This window comes from Streptomyces sp. NBC_00775 (assembly GCF_036347135.1).
Lineage (GTDB): Bacteria > Actinomycetota > Actinomycetes > Streptomycetales > Streptomycetaceae > Streptomyces > Streptomyces lutosisoli.
Genome location: NZ_CP108938.1, coordinates 7,892,805 through 7,911,247, shown reverse-complemented (window position 1 = coordinate 7,911,247; position 18,443 = coordinate 7,892,805). Strand labels below are relative to the sequence as shown.

At 68.2% G+C, this 18,443-nt stretch carries 17 protein-coding genes; 5 read left to right on the top strand and 12 right to left on the bottom strand.

Annotated features, from left to right (window positions below):
- Nucleotides 1–45: 45 nt before the first annotated feature.
- The 4 genes from qcrB to ctaE form a co-directional block, all read right to left on the bottom strand.
- The gene (qcrB, locus tag OIC96_RS35120; RefSeq protein ID WP_330303982.1) at nucleotides 46–1,683 is read right to left on the bottom strand and encodes a cytochrome bc1 complex cytochrome b subunit; all 1,638 of its coding nucleotides are present in this window, start codon (nucleotides 1,681–1,683) and stop codon (nucleotides 46–48) included.
- The gene (qcrA, locus tag OIC96_RS35115; RefSeq protein WP_330303983.1) at nucleotides 1,680–2,753 is read right to left on the bottom strand and encodes a cytochrome bc1 complex Rieske iron-sulfur subunit; all 1,074 of its coding nucleotides are present in this window, start codon (nucleotides 2,751–2,753) and stop codon (nucleotides 1,680–1,682) included. The genes qcrB and qcrA overlap by 4 nt, the downstream gene beginning before the upstream one ends.
- Entirely contained in the window at nucleotides 2,750–3,559 is an 810-nt protein-coding gene (qcrC, locus tag OIC96_RS35110) for a cytochrome bc1 complex diheme cytochrome c subunit (RefSeq protein WP_330303984.1), read from the bottom strand. The genes qcrA and qcrC overlap by 4 nt, the downstream gene beginning before the upstream one ends.
- Before the next feature lie 64 nt (nucleotides 3,560–3,623).
- Nucleotides 3,624–4,244 carry an aa3-type cytochrome oxidase subunit III gene (gene ctaE, locus OIC96_RS35105; RefSeq protein WP_330303985.1) on the bottom strand — a complete coding sequence of 207 codons (621 nt, stop codon included), beginning with the start codon at nucleotides 4,242–4,244 and terminating at the stop codon, nucleotides 3,624–3,626.
- Between the two features lie 178 nt (nucleotides 4,245–4,422).
- Here ctaE and OIC96_RS35100 point away from each other — a divergent pair, with 178 nt between their 5' ends.
- Entirely contained in the window at nucleotides 4,423–4,824 is a 402-nt protein-coding gene (locus tag OIC96_RS35100; protein WP_327428108.1) for a hypothetical protein, read from the top strand.
- A 98-nt stretch (nucleotides 4,825–4,922) separates the two neighbouring features.
- Here OIC96_RS35100 and OIC96_RS35095 read toward each other — a convergent pair whose 3' ends face one another.
- The 4 genes from OIC96_RS35095 to ctaC all read right to left on the bottom strand — a co-directional run bounded on the left by OIC96_RS35095 (nucleotide 4,923) and on the right by ctaC (nucleotide 9,412).
- Nucleotides 4,923–6,194: a L,D-transpeptidase gene (locus OIC96_RS35095; RefSeq protein WP_330303986.1), complete on the bottom strand. Its 1,272-nt coding sequence runs from the start codon at nucleotides 6,192–6,194 to the stop codon at nucleotides 4,923–4,925.
- A gap of 130 nt (nucleotides 6,195–6,324) precedes the next feature.
- Nucleotides 6,325–6,723 (bottom strand): cytochrome c oxidase subunit 4, encoded by a 399-nt coding sequence (locus OIC96_RS35090; RefSeq protein WP_330303987.1) that lies wholly within the window; start codon nucleotides 6,721–6,723, stop codon nucleotides 6,325–6,327.
- Nucleotides 6,720–8,456 carry an aa3-type cytochrome oxidase subunit I gene (gene ctaD, locus OIC96_RS35085; RefSeq protein WP_330303988.1) on the bottom strand — a complete coding sequence of 579 codons (1,737 nt, stop codon included), beginning with the start codon at nucleotides 8,454–8,456 and terminating at the stop codon, nucleotides 6,720–6,722. Before ctaD ends, OIC96_RS35090 begins: the two co-directional genes overlap by 4 nt.
- Nucleotides 8,453–9,412, bottom strand: a complete 960-nt coding sequence (gene ctaC / locus OIC96_RS35080; RefSeq protein WP_330303989.1) for an aa3-type cytochrome oxidase subunit II — start codon at nucleotides 9,410–9,412, stop codon at nucleotides 8,453–8,455. Before ctaC ends, ctaD begins: the two co-directional genes overlap by 4 nt.
- A gap of 350 nt (nucleotides 9,413–9,762) precedes the next feature.
- Here ctaC and OIC96_RS35075 point away from each other — a divergent pair, with 350 nt between their 5' ends.
- Nucleotides 9,763–11,145, top strand: coding sequence for a cysteine desulfurase/sulfurtransferase TusA family protein (locus OIC96_RS35075; RefSeq protein WP_330303990.1), 1,383 nt, complete (start codon nucleotides 9,763–9,765; stop codon nucleotides 11,143–11,145).
- 52 nt (nucleotides 11,146–11,197) lie between these two features.
- Here the strand turns inward: OIC96_RS35075 and OIC96_RS35070 are convergent, their stop codons facing one another.
- Nucleotides 11,198–12,172, bottom strand: a complete 975-nt coding sequence (locus OIC96_RS35070; protein WP_330303991.1) for a carbohydrate kinase family protein — start codon at nucleotides 12,170–12,172, stop codon at nucleotides 11,198–11,200.
- A 134-nt stretch (nucleotides 12,173–12,306) separates the two neighbouring features.
- Here OIC96_RS35070 and OIC96_RS35065 point away from each other — a divergent pair, with 134 nt between their 5' ends.
- Entirely contained in the window at nucleotides 12,307–12,528 is a 222-nt protein-coding gene (locus OIC96_RS35065) for a hypothetical protein (protein ID WP_330303992.1), read from the top strand.
- 185 nt (nucleotides 12,529–12,713) lie between these two features.
- On the top strand, nucleotides 12,714–14,339 hold the full coding sequence (locus tag OIC96_RS35060) for a hypothetical protein (protein WP_330303993.1): 1,626 nt from the start codon (nucleotides 12,714–12,716) through the stop codon (nucleotides 14,337–14,339).
- A gap of 156 nt (nucleotides 14,340–14,495) precedes the next feature.
- On the opposite strand, the gene OIC96_RS35055 is transcribed toward OIC96_RS35060, so the two are convergent.
- The gene (locus tag OIC96_RS35055; protein ID WP_093827773.1) at nucleotides 14,496–14,852 is read right to left on the bottom strand and encodes an iron-sulfur cluster assembly accessory protein; all 357 of its coding nucleotides are present in this window, start codon (nucleotides 14,850–14,852) and stop codon (nucleotides 14,496–14,498) included.
- Nucleotides 14,853–15,154: 302 nt separating this feature from the next.
- Here OIC96_RS35055 and nadA point away from each other — a divergent pair, with 302 nt between their 5' ends.
- On the top strand, nucleotides 15,155–16,339 hold the full coding sequence (gene nadA / locus OIC96_RS35050) for a quinolinate synthase NadA (protein WP_327428117.1): 1,185 nt from the start codon (nucleotides 15,155–15,157) through the stop codon (nucleotides 16,337–16,339).
- 99 nt (nucleotides 16,340–16,438) lie between these two features.
- Here the strand turns inward: nadA and OIC96_RS35045 are convergent, their stop codons facing one another.
- Both OIC96_RS35045 and OIC96_RS35040 read right to left on the bottom strand, forming a co-directional pair.
- Complete coding sequence (locus OIC96_RS35045) at nucleotides 16,439–17,122, bottom strand: response regulator transcription factor (RefSeq protein ID WP_330303994.1); 684 nt, start codon at nucleotides 17,120–17,122, stop codon at nucleotides 16,439–16,441.
- Entirely contained in the window at nucleotides 17,119–18,339 is a 1,221-nt protein-coding gene (locus OIC96_RS35040; protein WP_330303995.1) for a sensor histidine kinase, read from the bottom strand. Before OIC96_RS35040 ends, OIC96_RS35045 begins: the two co-directional genes overlap by 4 nt.
- Nucleotides 18,340–18,443: the final 104 nt, after the last annotated feature.

Here is an 18,443-nt window from a genome sequence, read left to right as displayed (position 1 = left end):
GACGAGGGCTCTTGCCGTGGCGATCAATGCCGATCGGCCAGGGGATCAGTGGTGGCCGTGGCCGCTCGTGATCTCCTTGTACTCCTCGACGGTGGGCTTGGGGATCTGGTTGTTCTCCCCGTAGAAGCCCTTGCTGAGCTTGGCGCGCAGCCTCTGCGTGCCGCCCACCTTGCGCTCGACACCGTTCTCGTCGACCGTCGGGCCGATCTGAGCGGGCTCGTACTGCTCGTGCGCGGTGAGCGTGTGCAGCGCGTCCTGGCTGAGCGGCTCGTGCACCTCGATGAACTCACCGTGCGGCAGGCGCTTGATGATGCCCGACTCGCGGCCGTGCAGGACCTTGTCGTGGTCCCGGCGCTGGAGGCCGAGGCAGATCCGCTTGGTGGCGAGGAACACCAGCACCGGCACGACGAAGAATCCGATGCGCACGAACCAGGTGATCGAGTTGATCGACAGGTGGAAGTGCGTCGCCCAGATGTCGTTGCCGCCACCGACGAGCAGGACGAAGTACCAGCTGATCCAGGCGGCGCCGAACGCGGTCCGGGTCGGGACGTTGCGCGGGCGGTCCAGGATGTGGTGCTCGCGCTTGTCGCCGGTGACCCAGGACTCGATGAACGGGTAGACCGCGATCGCGACCAGGACCAGCGGGAAGATCATCAGCGGGATGAACACGCCCAGGACGAGCGTGTGACCCCAGAAGTTGATCTCCCAGCCCGGCATGACACGGATCAGGCCCTCTGAGAAGCCCATGTACCAGTCGGGCTGGGCGCCCGTGGACACCATGTCCGGACGGTAGGGACCCATGGCCCAGATCGGGTTGATCGAGGCGATCGCCGCGATGGCCGCGATGACACCGAAGACCAGGAAGAAGAAGCCTCCGGCCTTGGCCATGTAGACCGGCAGCAGCGGCATGCCGACGACGTTGTTGTTCGTCTTGCCGGGGCCCGCGAACTGCGTGTGCTTGTGGTAGAAGACCAGGATCAGGTGGCCGACCACCAGGCCGAGCATGATGCCCGGCAGCAGCAGTACGTGGATCGAGTAGAAGCGGGCCACGAAGTCGCCGCCCGGGAACTCTCCGCCGAAGAGGAAGAACGACAGGTACGTGCCGACGATCGGCACGGACAGGACCGCGCCCTCCATGAAGCGGACACCGGTGCCGGAGAGCAGGTCGTCCGGGAGCGAGTAACCGGTGAAGCCGGTGAACATGCCCAGGACGAACAGCAGGAATCCGAAGACCCAGTTGACCTCACGCGGCTTGCGGAACGCACCCGTGAAGAACACGCGCATCATGTGCACGAACATGCCGGCGAGGAAGATCAGCGCCGCCCAGTGGTGGATCTGCCGGATCAGCAGACCACCGCGCACATCGAAGGAGATGTGCATGGTCGAGTTGAACGCCTCCGACATCAGCTGTCCCTGGAGCGGGACATAGCTGCCGTTGTACGTCACCTCGTTCATCGACGGGTGGAAGAACAGCGTCAGATACACACCCGTGAGGATGATGATGATGAAGCTGTAGAGGCAGACCTCACCCAACATGAACGACCAGTGGTCGGGGAAGATCTTGCGCATGTTGGACTTGGCCAGGGAGTAGATCCCCAGACGGCCATCGGCCCAGTCGGCTACCCGCTCACCGGCGGGCGCCTTCTCGCGCGAGCGCGAGTCGGAGGTGGTCGCAGTGCTCATCCGCGCTCCCAGAATGCAGGACCGACGGGCTCTTCGAAGTCGCCGAGCGCCTCGAGGTAGCCCTCGTCGTTCACACCGATGCGCAGCTGCGGCAGGGGGTGACCGGCCGGGCCGAAGATGACTCGGGCACCGTCGGAGAGGTCGAAGGTGGACTGGTGGCACGGGCAGAGGACGTGGTGCGTCTGCTGCTCGTACAGGGAGATCGGGCAACCGACGTGAGTGCAGATCTTCGAGTAGGCCACGATCCCCTGGTAGGACCACGCGAGTTCTTGCTTGTCCTTGATGTTGTCCGGCTGCAGCCGGACGATCATCGTGGCCGCCTTGGCGATCTGTGTCTGGAAGTCCTCGTCGTCCTCCTCCAGGCCCTCGGGCTTGACGAAGGTGAGCGAACCCACGGCGACGTCCTCGGGACGCAGCGGCTCGTTCGTGTTCATGTTGACGAGCAGCTTGCCCTTGGACCAGATCGTGTGGCGCAGCTTCGTGCCGGGCAGCGGACCGAGGTCGCGCAGCAGCATGACGCCGGAGAGCGGGAACAGGGCCAGCGCGCCGAACATCGTGTTGCGGATCAGCTTGCGGCGGCCGAGCGCGGACTCCTTGGCGCCCTGCTTGAAGTCGGCCAGGACCTTGGCCTTGACCTCGGGCTCCGCGGCGATCGGGTGACGCTCGTCGGCGATCTCCATGTCGGACATCAGGGTGCGGGCCCAGTGGACCGCGCCCGCGCCGATCGAGAACAGCGCCACGCCGAGCGTCAGACCCAGCGCGAAGTTCAGCGCGCTGACGTGCCCGATCGGGAAGACATAGATCGACTTGTCGTTCGGGATCGCCACGTACGAGGTGATGAAGGCGACGGTGGCCAGCATCGACAACGTGAACAGGAAGGCGACCGCGCGCTCGGACCGCTTGGCGGCCCGCTCGTCGATGTCCTGGATGCGGTGCTCGTGGGGCGGCAGACCGGGGTCCGCGAACGGGTTCGTCTCGTCCGCGAGGACTACCGCGCCGTGACCGTGCGCATCTTCGTCGGTGGCCCGCTCAGCAGGCACGTTCTCTTCTGGAATGTCTTGGCTACTCATGACTTCTTGGCCTTTGCGGTCCGAGCGGCGACCCAGACGGCGACGGCGACCAGGGCGCCAAGACCGAAGATCCAGCCGAAGAGGCCTTCACTGACCGGCCCGAGGCCGCCCAGTTCGAGACCGCCCGGGCTCTCGGTGTCGTCACCGTTGACCGCGTCGAGGTACGCGATGATGTCCTTCTTGTTCTTCTCCGACAGCGTGGTGTCGGGGAAGGACGGCATGTTCTGCGGGCCGGTCTGCATGGCCTCGTAGATGTGCTTCGGGTCGACACCCTCCAGGCTCGGCGCGAACTTGCCGTGCGTCAGTGCGCCGCCCTTGCCGGTGAAGTTGTGGCACTGCGCGCAGTTGGTACGGAAGAGCTCGCCACCCTTGGCGATGTCCCCGTCCGCGGGGTCGACCTGGCTCTTCGTCGGGACCGAGGGACCGGCACCGAGCGAGGCGATGTACGCCGCGAGCAGGTCGATCTCGTCCTGCGAGTAGATGACCTTCTTCTTCGGGATCTGCGCGCCGGGCTGCTGGGCCGGCATACGGCCGGTGCCGACCTGGAAGTCGACCGCCGCGGCGCCGACCCCTACGAGGCTCGGACCGTCGGAGGTGCCCTGACCGCCGGTGCCGTGGCAGCTGGCGCAGCCTACGGCGTAGAGCTTCTTGCCCTCGTCGATGGCGAGGGACTGGGCGGTGTCATCGGCCTGCGCCTTGCTCGCGGGTGCGAACGCGGCGTACAGCCCCCCGGTGGCCGCCAGCGCGAGGAGTAGGACGACGACCGCCGCCAGCGGATGGCGTCGTCGTGCGGAGAGCTTTTTCACGGATTACCCCGGTGTCAGGATCTTCAGCGTCGATGCTTCTGGATGTTTCGGGCGGTGGGCCCGATTACTTGATCATGTAGATCGTGGCGAAGAGGCCGATCCAGACGACATCGACGAAGTGCCAGTAGTAGGACACGACGATGGCCGCGGTCGCCTGCTCGTGAGTGAACCTCTTCGCCGCGTAGGTGCGGCCGAGGACCAGCAGGAAGGCGATGAGGCCACCCGTCACGTGCAGGCCGTGGAAGCCGGTGGTCAGGTAGAACACCGAACCGTACGGGTCGGAGGAGAGCGAGAGCCCTTCTTCCTTGACCAGGTTGGTGTACTCGAAGACCTGACCGCCGATGAAGATCGCGCCCATGATGAAGGTGACGGTGAACCACATCCGGAGCTTCTTCACGTCCCCGCGCTCGGCGGCGAAGACGCCGAGCTGGCAGGTCAGGGAGGAGAGCACCAGGATCGTGGTGTTCGTCGCGGAGAACGGGAAGTTCAGGCTGGACGCCATTTCCTTCCAGTGATCCGGCCCGGTCACCGATCGCAGGGTGAAGTACATCGCGAAGAGGGCCGCGAAGAACATCAGCTCGGAACTCAGCCAGATGATGGTTCCGACGCTGGTGAGGTTCGGCCGATTGACCGACGGGTGCGCGTGCCCGGTTTCTACTGTCGTTGCTGTCGCCACGACCGACATTATGTCGGTCGCTTATCCCGCCCTCACCCCGGGGGGTGCCGTTCGGAGTGTTGATGGGGTGTGTCCAGCCCGTATGGCCCATCGAAGCGGTGTCCGAACCGGTGTTGACGAGGTGTTCGGAGGAGTAGCATCCGCCGCATCGGTACCACGAGTTCCCGACCAAAGACGCGGAGGAACAATGCAGCCGACCGCCACGGTGCTGGTCTACAGCGACAACTCCAACACCCGAGAGCAGGTACGGCTGGCGACCGGGCGCAGGCCCGCCGCCGATGTCCCCCAGGTCGAGTTCGTCGAGTGCGCGACGCCTGCCGCCGTCATCACGGAGCTGGACAAGGGCGGGATCGACGTCTGTGTGCTGGACGGTGAGGCCGTGCCGATGGGTGGCATGGGGGTGTGCCGGCAGATCAAGGACGAGATCTTCAACTGCCCGCCCGTGCTGGTGCTCATCGGGCGGCCCCAGGACGCCTGGCTGGCCACGTGGAGCCGTGCGGACGCGGCGGTGACCCTGCCGGTGGATCCGGTGGAGTTTGCCGCCTCTCTGGCCTCTCTGCTGCGTACGAAGGCTCTTTTGGGCGCCTGATAGCTCGGGGCGTTCGGTACGTTGGCGGCTGCGGGCCGTTTGTGGTTGCTCGCGCAGTTCCTCGCGCCCCTGACGGGGCGCGGGAGCGGGCGTCCGGCTCACACTGACTCTGGGCGCAGCCTGGCCCTGTCCTGAGGGCTGGGGCCGTCAGGGACGCCGCCTACCAGGGCGCTGCCGTTGCGCCACTTCGTCCAGTCGAGGTTCCAGTCGCCGAAGCCGTTGCCGAAGGGGTCCATGGTCTTGCCGTTGGAGTTCTGGACCTTCACGATGTCGCCGGCGCGCACGTTGTTGAAGAACCACGCGGCGTTGGCGGTGCTCATCCCTGTGCAGCCGTGGCTGACGTTGGCGTACCCCTGGTTGCCCACGGACCAGGGCGCCGCGTGCACGTACTCGCCGCTCCAGGTGACGCGGGTGGCGTAGTAGACGGGCAGGTCGTACGAGTCGGCGCTGCCCTCGGCTATGCCGACGGTGGTGCCGCGCATGCGTACGAAGTACTCCTTGCCCAGTACGACCTTGACGCCGTTGCGGGTCTCGAAGCCGGGCTTGCCGGTGGTGACCGGGATCCGCTTGATCTGCTGGCCGTTGCGGTAGACGGTCATGGCGTGCGCGGCGGCGTCCGTGACGGCGATGAGCTGGTCGCCCGTGGTGAGCTCCAGGGATTTGGCGTTGCCGCCCCAGAGGCGCTCGCCGATCTTGATGCCCGCGAGGTTGCTGTGTGCCTCGATGGTGGCGCCCGTGGGCCAGTACTCCTTGGGACGGTAATGCAGCGTCTTGTCGTCCACCCAGTGCCAGGCGCCCTCTACGGAGGGCTCGGAGTCGACCTTGAGGGCGCGTTCGACGATCGCGCGGGAGGCCGGGTCCTTGACGGGGACACTGAGTTCGGCCGTTACGGGCTGGCCGACGCCGTACTCGCCCGCCTTCGGCCCGAACTCGACGTTCAGCACCTGCCTGGTCGTGGGGGTGCCGGTGTCGAAGTCGAGGACCTTGCGGCCGGGGGCGCCGTCCCCGTTCTCGGTGCTCACCCGCACCGTGTAGTGGACCCCCGCGGCCAGCGGTGAGCTGCTGTGCCAGCGGCTGCCGTCCGCGGCGAGTTCGCCCGAGACATAGCGCCCTGAGGCATCTATCGCCGTGACGTCGGTGATGCGCCCGTCGTCGCCCGTGGCGAGGATTTCCAGCGGCTTGTCGGGGTCCACCTTGGCGGCCTTGCCGCCGTCGGTGGTGGGGCTGTTGAAGGAGATCTGTCCCGCCGCGTCATACGGCTTCGCCGAGAGCGGCTGGTCGCCCGATCCACAGGCGGTGACGCCTGCGCCGAGGGAGACCACCAGCGTGGTGCAGCTGACGACCGTGCGGATTCGCGGTGAGAGGTTCATGGCCTCACGCTATGAACGCCCGTCAGCCACGGCGCGGCGAGTGGGCCGTGTGAGGGACATGATGTGCGGCAAAAGAGGGAGCCCGGACCCTCCTGACGGAGTGTCCGGGCTCTCTCGTGTTCAGCGCGTGTTACTGAGTGCGGTTCTCACCGTGGTAGTACTCGAAGACCCAGCCCCACAGGCCGATCATGATGATCGGGGCCGAGAAGTACAGCAGCCACCAGCCGAAGACCACGCCCAGGAAGGCGAGCGCGCCACCGACACCGAGCGCGAGCGGCTGCCAGCTGTGCGGGCTGAAGAAGCCCACCTCGCCGGCCTCGTCCGCGACGTCGGCCTCCTTGTTGTCCTGCGCCAGCGCGTCGACCCGCCGGGCCGTGAAGGCCAGGTAGTAGCCGATCATCATGCTCAGGCCGAAGCCCATGAAGAGGGCCGTGGTGCCGGCCGGCTCCTTGGACCACACGCCGTAGACGATCCCCATGACGAGGATGAAGAGGGCCAGCCAGATGAACATCTTGCCTTGGATCTTCACTTGCCGGCCTCCTTGCCACCGGACAGAGCCGACGATCCGTGACCGGCGTTCTCGAGCTGGTCGAGAGCGGCGACCTCCGGGTGGTGCAGGTCGAACGCCGGGGATTCACTGCGAATCCGCGGAAGAGTGAGGAAGTTGTGCCGCGGCGGCGGGCACGAGGTGGCCCACTCCAGCGAGCGGCCGTAACCCCACGGGTCGTCGACCTCGACCTTCTTGCCGTACTTGGCCGTCTTCCACACGTTGTAGAGGAACGGCAGGATCGACAGGCCGAGCAGGAACGAGGAGATCGTCGAGATCGTGTTCAGGGCGGTGAATCCGTCGGCCGCGAGGTAGTCCGCGTACCGGCGCGGCATACCCTCCGCACCCAGCCAGTGCTGGACGAGGAACGTGCCGTGGAAGCCCACGAACAGCGTCCAGAAGGTGATCTTGCCGAGACGCTCGTCGAGCATCTTGCCCGTCATCTTCGGCCACCAGAAGTGGAAGCCGGAGAACATCGCGAACACCACGGTGCCGAAGACCACGTAGTGGAAGTGCGCCACCACGAAGTACGAGTCGGAGACATGGAAGTCCATCGGCGGCGAGGCCAGGATGACACCCGTCAGACCACCGAAGGTGAAGGTGATCAGGAAGCCGGTGGCCCAGAGCATCGGGGTCTCGAAACTCAGGGACCCCTTCCACATCGTTCCGATCCAGTTGAAGAACTTCACGCCCGTTGGCACGGCGATCAGGAACGTCATGAAGGAGAAGAACGGCAGCAGCACTCCGCCGGTGACGTACATGTGGTGGGCCCACACGGTCACGGACAGACCGGCGATGGAGATGGTGGCCGCGATGAGGCCCATGTAGCCGAACATCGGCTTGCGTGAGAACACTGGGATCACTTCGGAAATGATCCCGAAGAACGGCAAGGCGATGATGTACACCTCTGGATGGCCGAAGAACCAGAAGAGGTGTTGCCAGAGTAGGGCTCCGCCGTTTGCCGCGTCGAAGACGTGCGCACCGAACTTGCGGTCCGCCTCCAGGGCGAACAGCGCGGCCGCGAGGACCGGGAAGGCGAGCAGGACCAGCACACCGGTCAGCAGCACGTTCCACACGAAGATCGGCATACGGAACATCGTCATGCCGGGAGCGCGCATGCAGATGATCGTGGTGATGAAGTTGACCGAGCCGAGGATCGTGCCGAAGCCGGAGAAGGCCAGACCCATGATCCACATGTCGGCGCCGATGCCCGGCGAGCGGACCGCGTCCGACAGCGGGCTGTAGGCGAACCAGCCGAAGTCGGCCGCACCCTGCGGGGTGAGGAAGCCACCGACCGCGATGAGCGAGCCGAACAGGTAGAGCCAGTAGGCGAACATGTTCAGCCGCGGGAACGCCACGTCGGGCGCGCCGATCTGCAGCGGCATGATCCAGTTCGCGAAACCGGCGAACAGCGGCGTCGCGAACATCAGCAGCATGATCGTGCCGTGCATCGTGAACGCCTGGTTGAACTGCTCGTTCGACATGATCTGCAGACCGGGCCGGGCGAGCTCGGCGCGCATGAGCAGCGCCATGACGCCGCCGATGCAGAAGAACGCGAACGACGTGACCAGATACAGCGTGCCGATCGTCTTGTGGTCAGTGGTGGTGAGCCACTTGATCACGACGGCGCCGGGCTGCTTGCGCCGAACCGGCAGCTCGTTCTCGTACGAGTCTTCGGTTTCGGCGGCACCCTGAGGTTCGTTGAGGATGCTCACAGGTTGTTCGTCTCCCGGTTCTTCTCGTGGCCCGTCTGCTCAATGCCGGCCGGGACGTAACCGGTCTGCCCCTTCGCCGCGAGCTGCTTGAGGTGGGCCTCGTAGCGCTCGGGGGAGACGACCTTCACGTTGAAGAGCATCCGGGAGTGGTCGACGCCGCACAGCTCGGCGCACTTGCCCATGAAGGTGCCCTCGTGGTTCGGGGTCACCTGGAACGAGTTGGTGTGGCCCGGGATGACGTCCTGCTTCATGAGGAACGGCACCACCCAGAAGGAGTGGATGACGTCACGCGAAGTGAGGACGAAGCGGACCGTCTTGCCCTTGGGGAGCCAGAGGGTCGGACCGGGGTTGCCCGTCTGCGGGTTCTTCGTACCGGGCGTGCCGACGTCGTAGACACCGCCGGCGTTCGCCGGGAAGTCCTTCTTGAACCGGTCCGGAATGGCCGCCAGGTTCGGGTCGATCTTCGCGTTCCCGGTGGAACCGGGGACGTCCGCGATGTAGTTGAAGCCCCAGCTCCACTGGAAGCCGACCACGTTGACCGTGACGTCGGGCTTCGGGGAGAGGCTGAGGAGCTTCGTCTCGTCGCGGGCGGTGAAGTAGAACAGCACCGAGACGATGATGAGCGGGACCACCGTGTACAGCGCCTCGATGGGCATGTTGTACCGGGTCTGCGGAGGAACTTCGACCTTGGTGCGGCTGCGCCGATGGAAGATGGTCGCCCACAGGATCAGGCCCCAGACCAGCACGCCCGTGGCGAGCGCGGCCGCCCACGAGCCCTGCCAGAGGGAGAGGATCCGCGGAGCCTCCTCCGTGACCGGGGTGGGCATACCAAGGCGGGGAAAGTCCTTGTATGTGCAACCGGTGGCGGTCGCCAGGACCAGGCCCGCAGTCATTGCCTGCAGCAGCTTCCGCCGCATCGGGCGCCGCGGCGAGCGGTCGGAGCCGTTGGGACTCACGTAGCGCCTTCCCGAGAGTCTCGCCCGCGCTGGTTGGCTACGGCCCTTCTCGCTGGTCGCTCGCCGCCCTGGCACACGGGCAGGGGTTTGGATGTTTATGCGGACCAAACCCTACTGGACGCTATTTGGGGTCGCGCGGGGAGGGTGCCTAACGCGCCGCGGGTCACTCAGAAGGGGTGGAACTTGGTGTTCCGGGGGGATCTGACGGGGGGTTGGGGGGCGCCTAGTAGCTCGGTGGGTTCGCTTGTATCGCGGCTGCGGATTCGCTGTGGCTGGTCGCGCCGTTCCCCGCGCCCCTTACGGGGCGCCCCTTCGGGGCGCTGTGCTGACCCGGGCTTTAGCGTTGCTGTGTGTCCTACTTCGATGCCGCTTCCGCCGCTCCCCTGCATCCCGTTGCCCGGCAGGCCTTGCAGGCCTCGCTGGATGAGGGGTGGGCCGACCCTGCCCGTCTCTACCGGGAGGGGCGGCGGGCCCGGTTGTTGCTCGACGCGGCGCGGGAGGCGGCGGCCGATGCGGTGGGGTGCCGGGCGGACGAGCTGGTTTTCACCTCGTCCGGTACGCGGGCGGTCCACTCCGGGATCGCGGGCGCTCTCGCGGGCCGGCGGCGCGTGGGACGTCACCTGATCGTGTCAGCCGTCGAACACTCTTCGGTACTCCATTCGGCAGAGGTCCACGAGGCGGACGGCGGGACGTTGACGCAGGTCCCGGTGGAGCGCACCGGTGCCGTCTCCGTCGAGGCGTACGCCGCCGCGCTCCGCCCCGACACGGCGCTCGCCTGTCTCCAGTCGGCCAACCACGAGGTGGGCACGGAGCAGCCGGTGGCCGAGGTCGCGGAGGTGTGCCGGGCGGCGGGGGTGCCGCTGCTGGTGGACGCCGCGCAGTCGCTGGGGTGGGGCCGCGTCGAGGGTGACTGGTCGCTGCTCACGGCAAGTGCCCACAAATGGGGCGGGCCTTCGGGGGTCGGGCTTCTCGTCGTCCGCAAGGGGGTGCGGTTCGCTCCCCAAGGGCCCGCGGACGAACGGGAGTCGGGGCGGGCGGCCGGGTTCGAGAACATCCCCGGGATCGTGGCCGCGGCGGCGGCGCTGCGGGCCGTCCGCGCGGAGGCGGCCGAGGAGGCCGCGCGGCTGCGGGAACTGACGGACCGGATCCGGGTACGGGTGCCCGAGCTGGTCCCGGACGTGGAGGTGGTCGGCGACCCGGCCCGGCGTGTGCCCGGCATCGTCACCTTCTCCTGTCTCTATGTCGACGGAGAGACTCTGCTGCACGAGCTGGACCGGGCGGGCTTCTCGGTCTCCTCCGGTTCGTCGTGCACGAGCAGCACGCTGACGCCCAGCCATGTGCTGAAGGCGATGGGTGTGCTGAGTGAGGGCAACGTCCGTGTGTCGCTGCCGCCGGGTACCCCGGAAGAGGACGTCGACCGCTTCCTGTCCGTCCTCCCGGGCACGGTGTCGGCGGTCCGCGAGAAGCTGGGCGCCCCGGTGGAGGCGGCGAAGACGCCCGCCGCCTCGGACACCCTCGTGGTGAACGCGCTGGGCAAGCGCTGCCCCATCCCCGTCATCGAGCTGGCCAAGGTGATCGGCGACGTCCCGGTCGGCGGCACGGTCCGTGTCCTGTCGGACGACGAGGCGGCCCGCCTCGACATCCCGGCGTGGTGCGAGATGCGGGGGCAGGAGTACGTCGGGGAGGAGCCGACGGACCACGGCTCGGCATATGTGGTCCGCCGGGTGTCCTAGACAGGCCAGGTGACCCTGGGGCCTCGCCAGGACAGGTGTGCCTGGGGCCTGGCTAGGCCAGGTGAGCCTGGACCTCGGCGGCGGCTTCGTGCCCGTACGCCTTGGTGAAGCGGTCCATGAAGTGGGCGCGGCGGAGCTGGTACTCCTGGGTGCCGACCGTCTCGATGACCAGCGTGGCGAGCATGCAGCCGACCTGGGCGGCGCGCTCCAGGGAGACGCCCCAGGCGAGGCCGGAGAGGAAGCCCGCGCGGAACGCGTCGCCGACACCGGTCGGGTCGGCCTTGCGCTCCTCCTCCGGGCAGCCGACCTCGATCGGGTCCTCGCCGGCGCGCTCGATGCGCACGCCCTGCGCGCCGAGGGTGGTCACGCGGTGGCCGACCTTGGACAGGATCTCCTCGTCCGTCCAGCCGGTCTTCGACTCGATGAGCCCCTTCTCGTACTCGTTGGAGAAGAGGTACGTCGCTCCGTCCAGCAGTATCCGGATCTCGTCGCCGTTCATCCGGGCGATCTGCTGCGAGAAGTCGGCGGAGAAGGGGATCGCGCGGGAGCGGCACTCCTCGGTGTGGCGGAGCATCGCCTCGGGGTCGTCCGCGCCGATCAGGACGAGGTCGAGGCCGCCGACCCGGTCCGCGACGGCCTTGAGCTCGATGAGCCGGGCCTCGCTCATCGCGCCCGTGTAGAACGAGCCGATCTGGTTGTGGTCGGCGTCGGTGGTGCACACGAAGCGCGCGGTGTGCAGCACCTCGGAGATGCGGACCGAGTCGGTGTCCACGCCGTGGCGGTCCAGCCACGCGCGGTACTCGTCGAAGTCGGAGCCCGCCGCCCCGACCAGGATCGGCCGGGTGCCGAGCTGACCCATGCCGAAGGCGATGTTCGCGCCGACCCCGCCCCGGCGTACGTCGAGGTTGTCGACCAGGAAGGAGAGGGAGACCGTGTGCAGCTGGTCCGCGACCAGCTGGTCGGCGAAACGGCCGGGGAAGGTCATGAGGTGGTCGGTGGCGATGGAGCCGGTGACTGCGATACGCACGGCTAGGACACGCTCCTGCGAGGGGAGGGGATTGACAGTTCACGCTACCCGGTCCGCACGGACCCGTTGAAGCGGGCAAAACTACCCGATAGTAGATCTTTCTTCGTGACGGCAACGGTGCATACGGTTCCGGTATGACGAACCTCAAGGTCCACGGCTCCGCTCCGCTCGACCTGGGAAGCGACCTGGAAGGCGATCTGGCCTCCCTGCGCGGCGACTGCGCTCGGATGGCCGGGCACTGGTCGGCACCCGCCCCGGTCACCGCTCTCCCCGTCTCCCCCTCACTCATCCACGGGGTGACCGTGCCACCCACCTCCGCGCGGCTGCTCGACGCGATGTCCGACTACGGCGACTGATCCGGGCAGGGCCGAACGGGCGACGCCGAACGGGGGAATTCGGAGAGTGCCCGCAGGGAACCGCGCGCTCCCCCGCTGCGTCCCATCGCTGTCCCCCGTAAAGGGGATGCGGTATACGACCCTTCAGTGCCCCTTTTTGACAGGGGCGGGTCATGGGACAGCAGTGGAGCCGAAGGAGCGATGCGGTGAGCACCGAGCGACCCGACAACGACGTGACCGAACCCGCCGACGGTCCCGCCGTGGGTCCTGCCGAGGGTCCCGTCGAGGGCGCCGGGCAGGACAAGCCGCGCCGTCGGCATTCCCCGGTGGTCGTCGCCTCGGTCGCGGCCGCGGTCCTGCTGGTCGGGGGCGGCGGGGCGTATTTTGCCGCGACCGCGTCCGGCGGCGGGAACGGCCGTTCCGGGATCCCCGGCGGCGACGGCACTCCCCCGCCGCTCGCCCTCGACGGCTATTCCGAGGGCACTGCGAGCAGCGGTACGGGCGGTACGGGCGGTACGGGCGGCATCGCGCCCGGTGAGCCCAACCCGTACGGGGCGACCTACCACGCCGACGGCAAGCTGCCCGGCGGCCCGGGCTCGGCGCCCGTGTACTGGGCGAAGGGCGAGGTGACGAAGGCCGAGGTGGCCCGGCTCGCGAAGGCCCTCAAGCTGGAGGGCACACCGAGGCTGGTCCGGGACAGCTGGACGGTCGGCTCCACGAAGGACGGCGCGGAACCGAACCTGCGGGTGAGCCTGAAGGCGCCGGGGACCTGGACGTTCAGCTCATACATTCCGGGGACCGACGACTGCCCCAAGGGCAAGCGCTGTGTACCCGTAGGCTCCAGCGGTCTGGCCGGGCTGCGTCCGGCCGCGGTGAGCGAGGAGGAGGCCAGGAAGGCGGCCGCTCCGGTGCTGAAGGCCGTCGGTCAGGACGACGCGAAGCTGGACGCGAGCCAGCTCATGAACGATGACCGGGTCCGGGTGGTGAACGCGGATCCGACGGTGGGCGGCCTGCCGACGTACGGCTGGACCACCGGCCTCCAGGTCAACTCCGAGGGCAAGGTCTTCAGCGGCAGCGGCCAGTTGAAGACACCGGTGAAGGGCGACACATACCCCGTCATCAGCGCCCGGAAGACGCTGGACCTGATGAACGGGTCGGCGTCCACGGAAGGCGGCGGGCGCAAGGGCATCGGCGGCTGCGCCAGTCCCGTACCGCTCAAGGACCGCGACGAGATGCCGTGCGAGCACGCGACCGTGACGCCGGCGCCGGAGTCGGTGGCCGTCGAGAAGGCCGTCTTCGGGCTGGCGACGCACTATGCGAACGGGCGGGCGGCCCTGGTGCCGTCCTGGCTGTTCCAGGTACGGCCGCAGGGTGCGGACAGCGGCTTCACGGTGACCCATCCGGCGGTCGACCCGCAGTACCTGACCTCACCGGAGCCCAGCGGTACACCGACCGTCGTGCCGAGCCCGTCACCGACCGCGCCGGGCGACGAACCGACCGCGGCGCCGACCGCGCGTGACGTCACGGTGCAGGGCTACACCGTCGACGGGCAGGATCTGACGGTCAGCTTCACCGGCGGGGTGTGCGCCGACTACTCGGCCTCGGCGAACGAGAGCTCCGACAAGGTGACCGTCACGGTGACCGAGCATCCCTGGCAGGGCAAGATCTGCATCATGATCGCCAAGATCTACGAGAAGACCGTGCATCTGGACAAGCCGCTGGGCGACCGCGAGGTCGTGGGATCGGACGGCAAGGAGATCCCGGAGGGCAAGGTGCCCGGCGCCTCGCTGCAGTCGCCGTCGTCGGCCCAGAAGTCGACACAGCCGCAGTAGCCGTCGCCGTCCCAGAAGCCGGCACGGCCGCGGTAGCGGGCGCATGCGCCCGGGCCCCGGTGACGGGGGCGCGGCGGCGGCTCCGGATACGCGAAGGCGGCGTCCCTGTCGGAGGGGGACGCCGCCTTCGTGCGTATGCGGCTGTGCGCTACGGGCTTAGCTGAAGGAGTCGCCACAGGCGCAGGAGCCCGTCGCGTTCGGGTTGTCGATCGTGAAGCCCTGCTTCTCGATGGTGTCCACGAAGTCGATGGACGCGCCGCCCAGGTACGGGGCGCTCATGCGGTCGGTGACGACCTTGACGCCGCCGAAGTCCTTGACGACATCGCCGTCGAGGGAGCGCTCGTCGAAGAAGAGCTGGTAGCGCAGGCCGGAGCAGCCGCCGGGCTGGACGGCGACGCGCAGCGCGAGGTCCTCGCGGCCTTCCTGGTCGAGCAGGGCCTTGACCTTCGCCGCGGCGGCGTCGGACAGGATGATGCCGTCGGTGACGGTGCTGGTCTCGTCCGATACGGACATCTACATCTCTCCCGGGTTGTACGGAGACTGCTTGGCGACGATTGCAACCGGCAGGGCCTCGAATTCATTCCGGGCCAAGCGCGTTTTCTTCGCTTCTTCATTCATGCTCGCACATGCGCCAGAGCACGGACAGCGTCCTGTGGACAACCCTCCGGGATTCACGTCACATCGACGTTATGGACATCGTCAACGTGACGTGAAGCGGTTATGATAGATAGCGTCAATTCGACGAAAAGGCATCGTTCCGCCGGACCCGCGCACTTGGGGGCCCGGCGAGCCGCAGAACAGAAAGGGTGCGTGTCGTGACCACCGCCCAGACCCAGGAGCTCGACGTACAGCCGACGCCCCTCGCCCTGCTGCTGCTCGGCCGCGAGGCCGACCCGAGGAGCGAGCGCGGCGTGGAGTGTCCCGGCGACCTGCCCTCCCCGTCCGACCCGGACCTGGTGGAGCGCGCCCGCGCGGCCAAGGAGAAGCTCGGGGACAAGGTCTTCGTGCTCGGCCACCACTACCAGCGCGACGAGGTCATCCAGTTCGCGGACGTCACGGGCGACTCCTTCAAGCTGGCCCGGGACGCGGCAGCGCGCCCGGAGGCCGAGTACATCGTCTTCTGCGGTGTGCACTTCATGGCGGAGTCGGCGGACATCCTGACGAGCGACGACCAGAAGGTCGTGCTGCCGGATCTCGCGGCCGGCTGCTCGATGGCCGACATGGCCACCGCCGAGCAGGTCGCCGAGTGCTGGGACGTGCTGACCGAGGCCGGGATAGCCGAGCAGGTCGTCCCCGTCTCGTACATGAACTCGTCCGCGGACATCAAGGCGTTCACGGGCAAGCACGGCGGCACGATCTGCACCTCGTCGAATGCTCAGCGGGCGCTGGAGTGGGCCTTCGAGCAGGGGTCGAAGGTGCTCTTCCTGCCCGACCAGCACCTCGGCCGCAACACCGCAGTCCGCGACATGGGCATGTCCCTCGACGACTGCGTCCTGTACAACCCGCACAAGCCGAACGGCGGCCTGACGGCGGAGCAGCTGCGGGACGCGAAGATGATCCTGTGGCGGGGCCACTGCTCGGTCCACGGCCGCTTCTCGCTGGACTCGGTGAACGACGTCCGCGAGCGGATCCCCGGCGTGAACGTGCTCGTCCACCCCGAGTGCAAGAACGAGGTCGTCGCGGCGGCGGACTACGTGGGTTCCACGGAGTACATCATCAAGGCCCTCGAAGCCGCGCCGGCCGGCTCGAAGTGGGCGATCGGCACGGAGCTGAACCTGGTCCGGCGCCTCGCCAACCGTTTCGCGCCCGAGGGCAAGGAGATCGTCTTCCTCGACAAGACGGTCTGCTTCTGCTCGACGATGAACCGCATCGACCTGCCCCACCTGGTGTGGACCCTGGAGTCCCTCGCCGAGGGCAACCTGGTCAACCGCATCGAGGTGGACCGCGAGACGGAACAGTTCGCCAAGCTGGCACTTGAGCGGATGCTGGCGCTTCCGTAGACCTGGCCGTGCGTACGCGAAACCTGGTGGTGCGTACGCGAAAGGGGCGCCCCTCCGGCTGAGGGGCGCCCCCTTCGTCATGCGACACCGCTGTGGAGCTCAGTCCACTCTTGGGCGGACCAGCCCGGACTCGTACGCGATGACCACCAGTTGCGCGCGGTCGCGCGCACCGAGCTTCGCCATGGCCCGGTTGACGTGCGTTTTCACGGTCAGCGGGCTGACTTCCAGCCGCTCGGCGATCTCGTCGTTCGAATGACCGCCCGCGACCTGGACGAGCACCTCGCGCTCGCGCCCGGTGAGCGCGTCGAGCCGCTCGGCGCGGGCGGGATCCCGCTCCTCGTCCAAGCCGTCGCCCTGCGCGAGGAACTTGGCGATCAGCCCCTTGGTGGCCGCCGGCGACAGCAGCGCCTCGCCACCGGCGGCGATCCGGATGGCGTTCAGCAGCTCCTCGGGCTCGGCCCCCTTCCCGAGGAACCCGGACGCCCCGGCCCGCAGCGACTGCACCACGTACTCGTCGACCTCGAAGGTCGTCAGCATGACCACCCGAACGTGCGCGAGCCCCGGGTCGGCGGTGATCAGCCGCGTGGCGGTGAGCCCGTCGGTCCCCGGCATCCGGATGTCCATCAGCACCACGTCGGCGCGCTCGTCCCGCGTCAGCCGCACGGCCTCCGCGCCGTCGGACGCCTCCCCCACGACCTCCATGTCGGGCTCGGAGTCGACGAGTACGCGGAAGGCGCTGCGCAGCAGTGCCTGGTCGTCCACGAGCAGGACACGGATGGTCATACGGAGTCCCCCCTGGCAGACGTGCGGTTCTTGACCGGAAGGATCGCATGGACCCGGAAACCGCCTCCGTACCGGGGACCGGCCGTACAGCTGCCGCCGAGTGCCGTCACCCTCTCACGCATGCCGAGCAGCCCATGCCCGCCGCCCTCCTCCGGCCCGTCGTCCTGCCCGGGCCCGTTGTCGAGGACGGTGACTTCCACATTCGGTCCTACGCGTACGACGCTGACCTCGGCCTTCGCCTCAGGGCCCGCGTGCTTCTGCACATTGGTGAGGGCTTCCTGGATGACGCGGTACGCGGCGAGGTCGACGGCCGCGGGAAGGCTGACGCCGTGGTCGCAGCGGGCCACCTCGACGGGGAGGCCCGCGTTGCGGAAGGTGTCGGCGAGCTCGTCGAGACGGGCCAGGCCGGGGGCGGGCTCGGTGGGCGCCTCGGGGTCGCCGGACTGCCTCAACAACCCCACGGTGGCGCGGAGTTCGTTCAGGGCGGAGCGACTGGCCTCGCGGACGTGCGCGAGGGCTTCCTTGGCCTGGTCCGGCCGCTTGTCCATGACGTGGGCGGCGACGCCCGCTTGGACGTTCACCAGGGCGATGTGATGGGCGACGACGTCGTGCAGATCACGGGCGATCCGCAGCCGCTCCTCGGCGACGCGGCGGCGGGCCTCTTCCTCGCGGGTGCGTTCGGCGCGTTCGGCGCGCTCCTTGATGGCTTGCACCCAGGCGCGACGGCTCCGTACGGCGTCGCCTGCCGCGGCGGCCATGCCGGTCCAGGCGAAGATGCCGAGGTTTTCCTGGGCGTACCAGGGCATCGGGCCGGCGAGCATCGCGACCGCGGTCAGGACGGTCATGGTGACCAGTCCGACGCGCCAGGTCGTGGGGCGGTCGGTGGCCGAGGCGACGGTGAAGAGGGCGACGACGGCGGACATCGCCACCGGGGCTCTGGGGTCGCCGGTGGCCAGCTCGACGAGGGAGACGGCTCCCGTCGCCGCGAGGACCGTCATCGGGGCGCGGCGGCGGAAGACCAGGGCCGCGGCGCCGAGCACCATCAGGGTGAGGCTGAGGGCGTTGGGGGTGCGGGCGCCCCAGGCCGCGCCGTTCTCGCCGTGGGGGTCGACGAAGGAGCCGGCGACCATGCTGGCGAGGACGCCTGCGGCGAGGGCGGCGTCCAGGGCGAGGGGGTGGGCGCGGGGCCAGTCCCTCGTGCGCTCTAGGGTGCTCACGGCGTCAACGGTACGGGGGCCCTGCGGGGCTTGGAACGGGTACGTCCGCCGCAGCCCGGCAAGGGTTTTTCGCCCCCGCCGCCCCTACCCGTCCCATCCGTTCC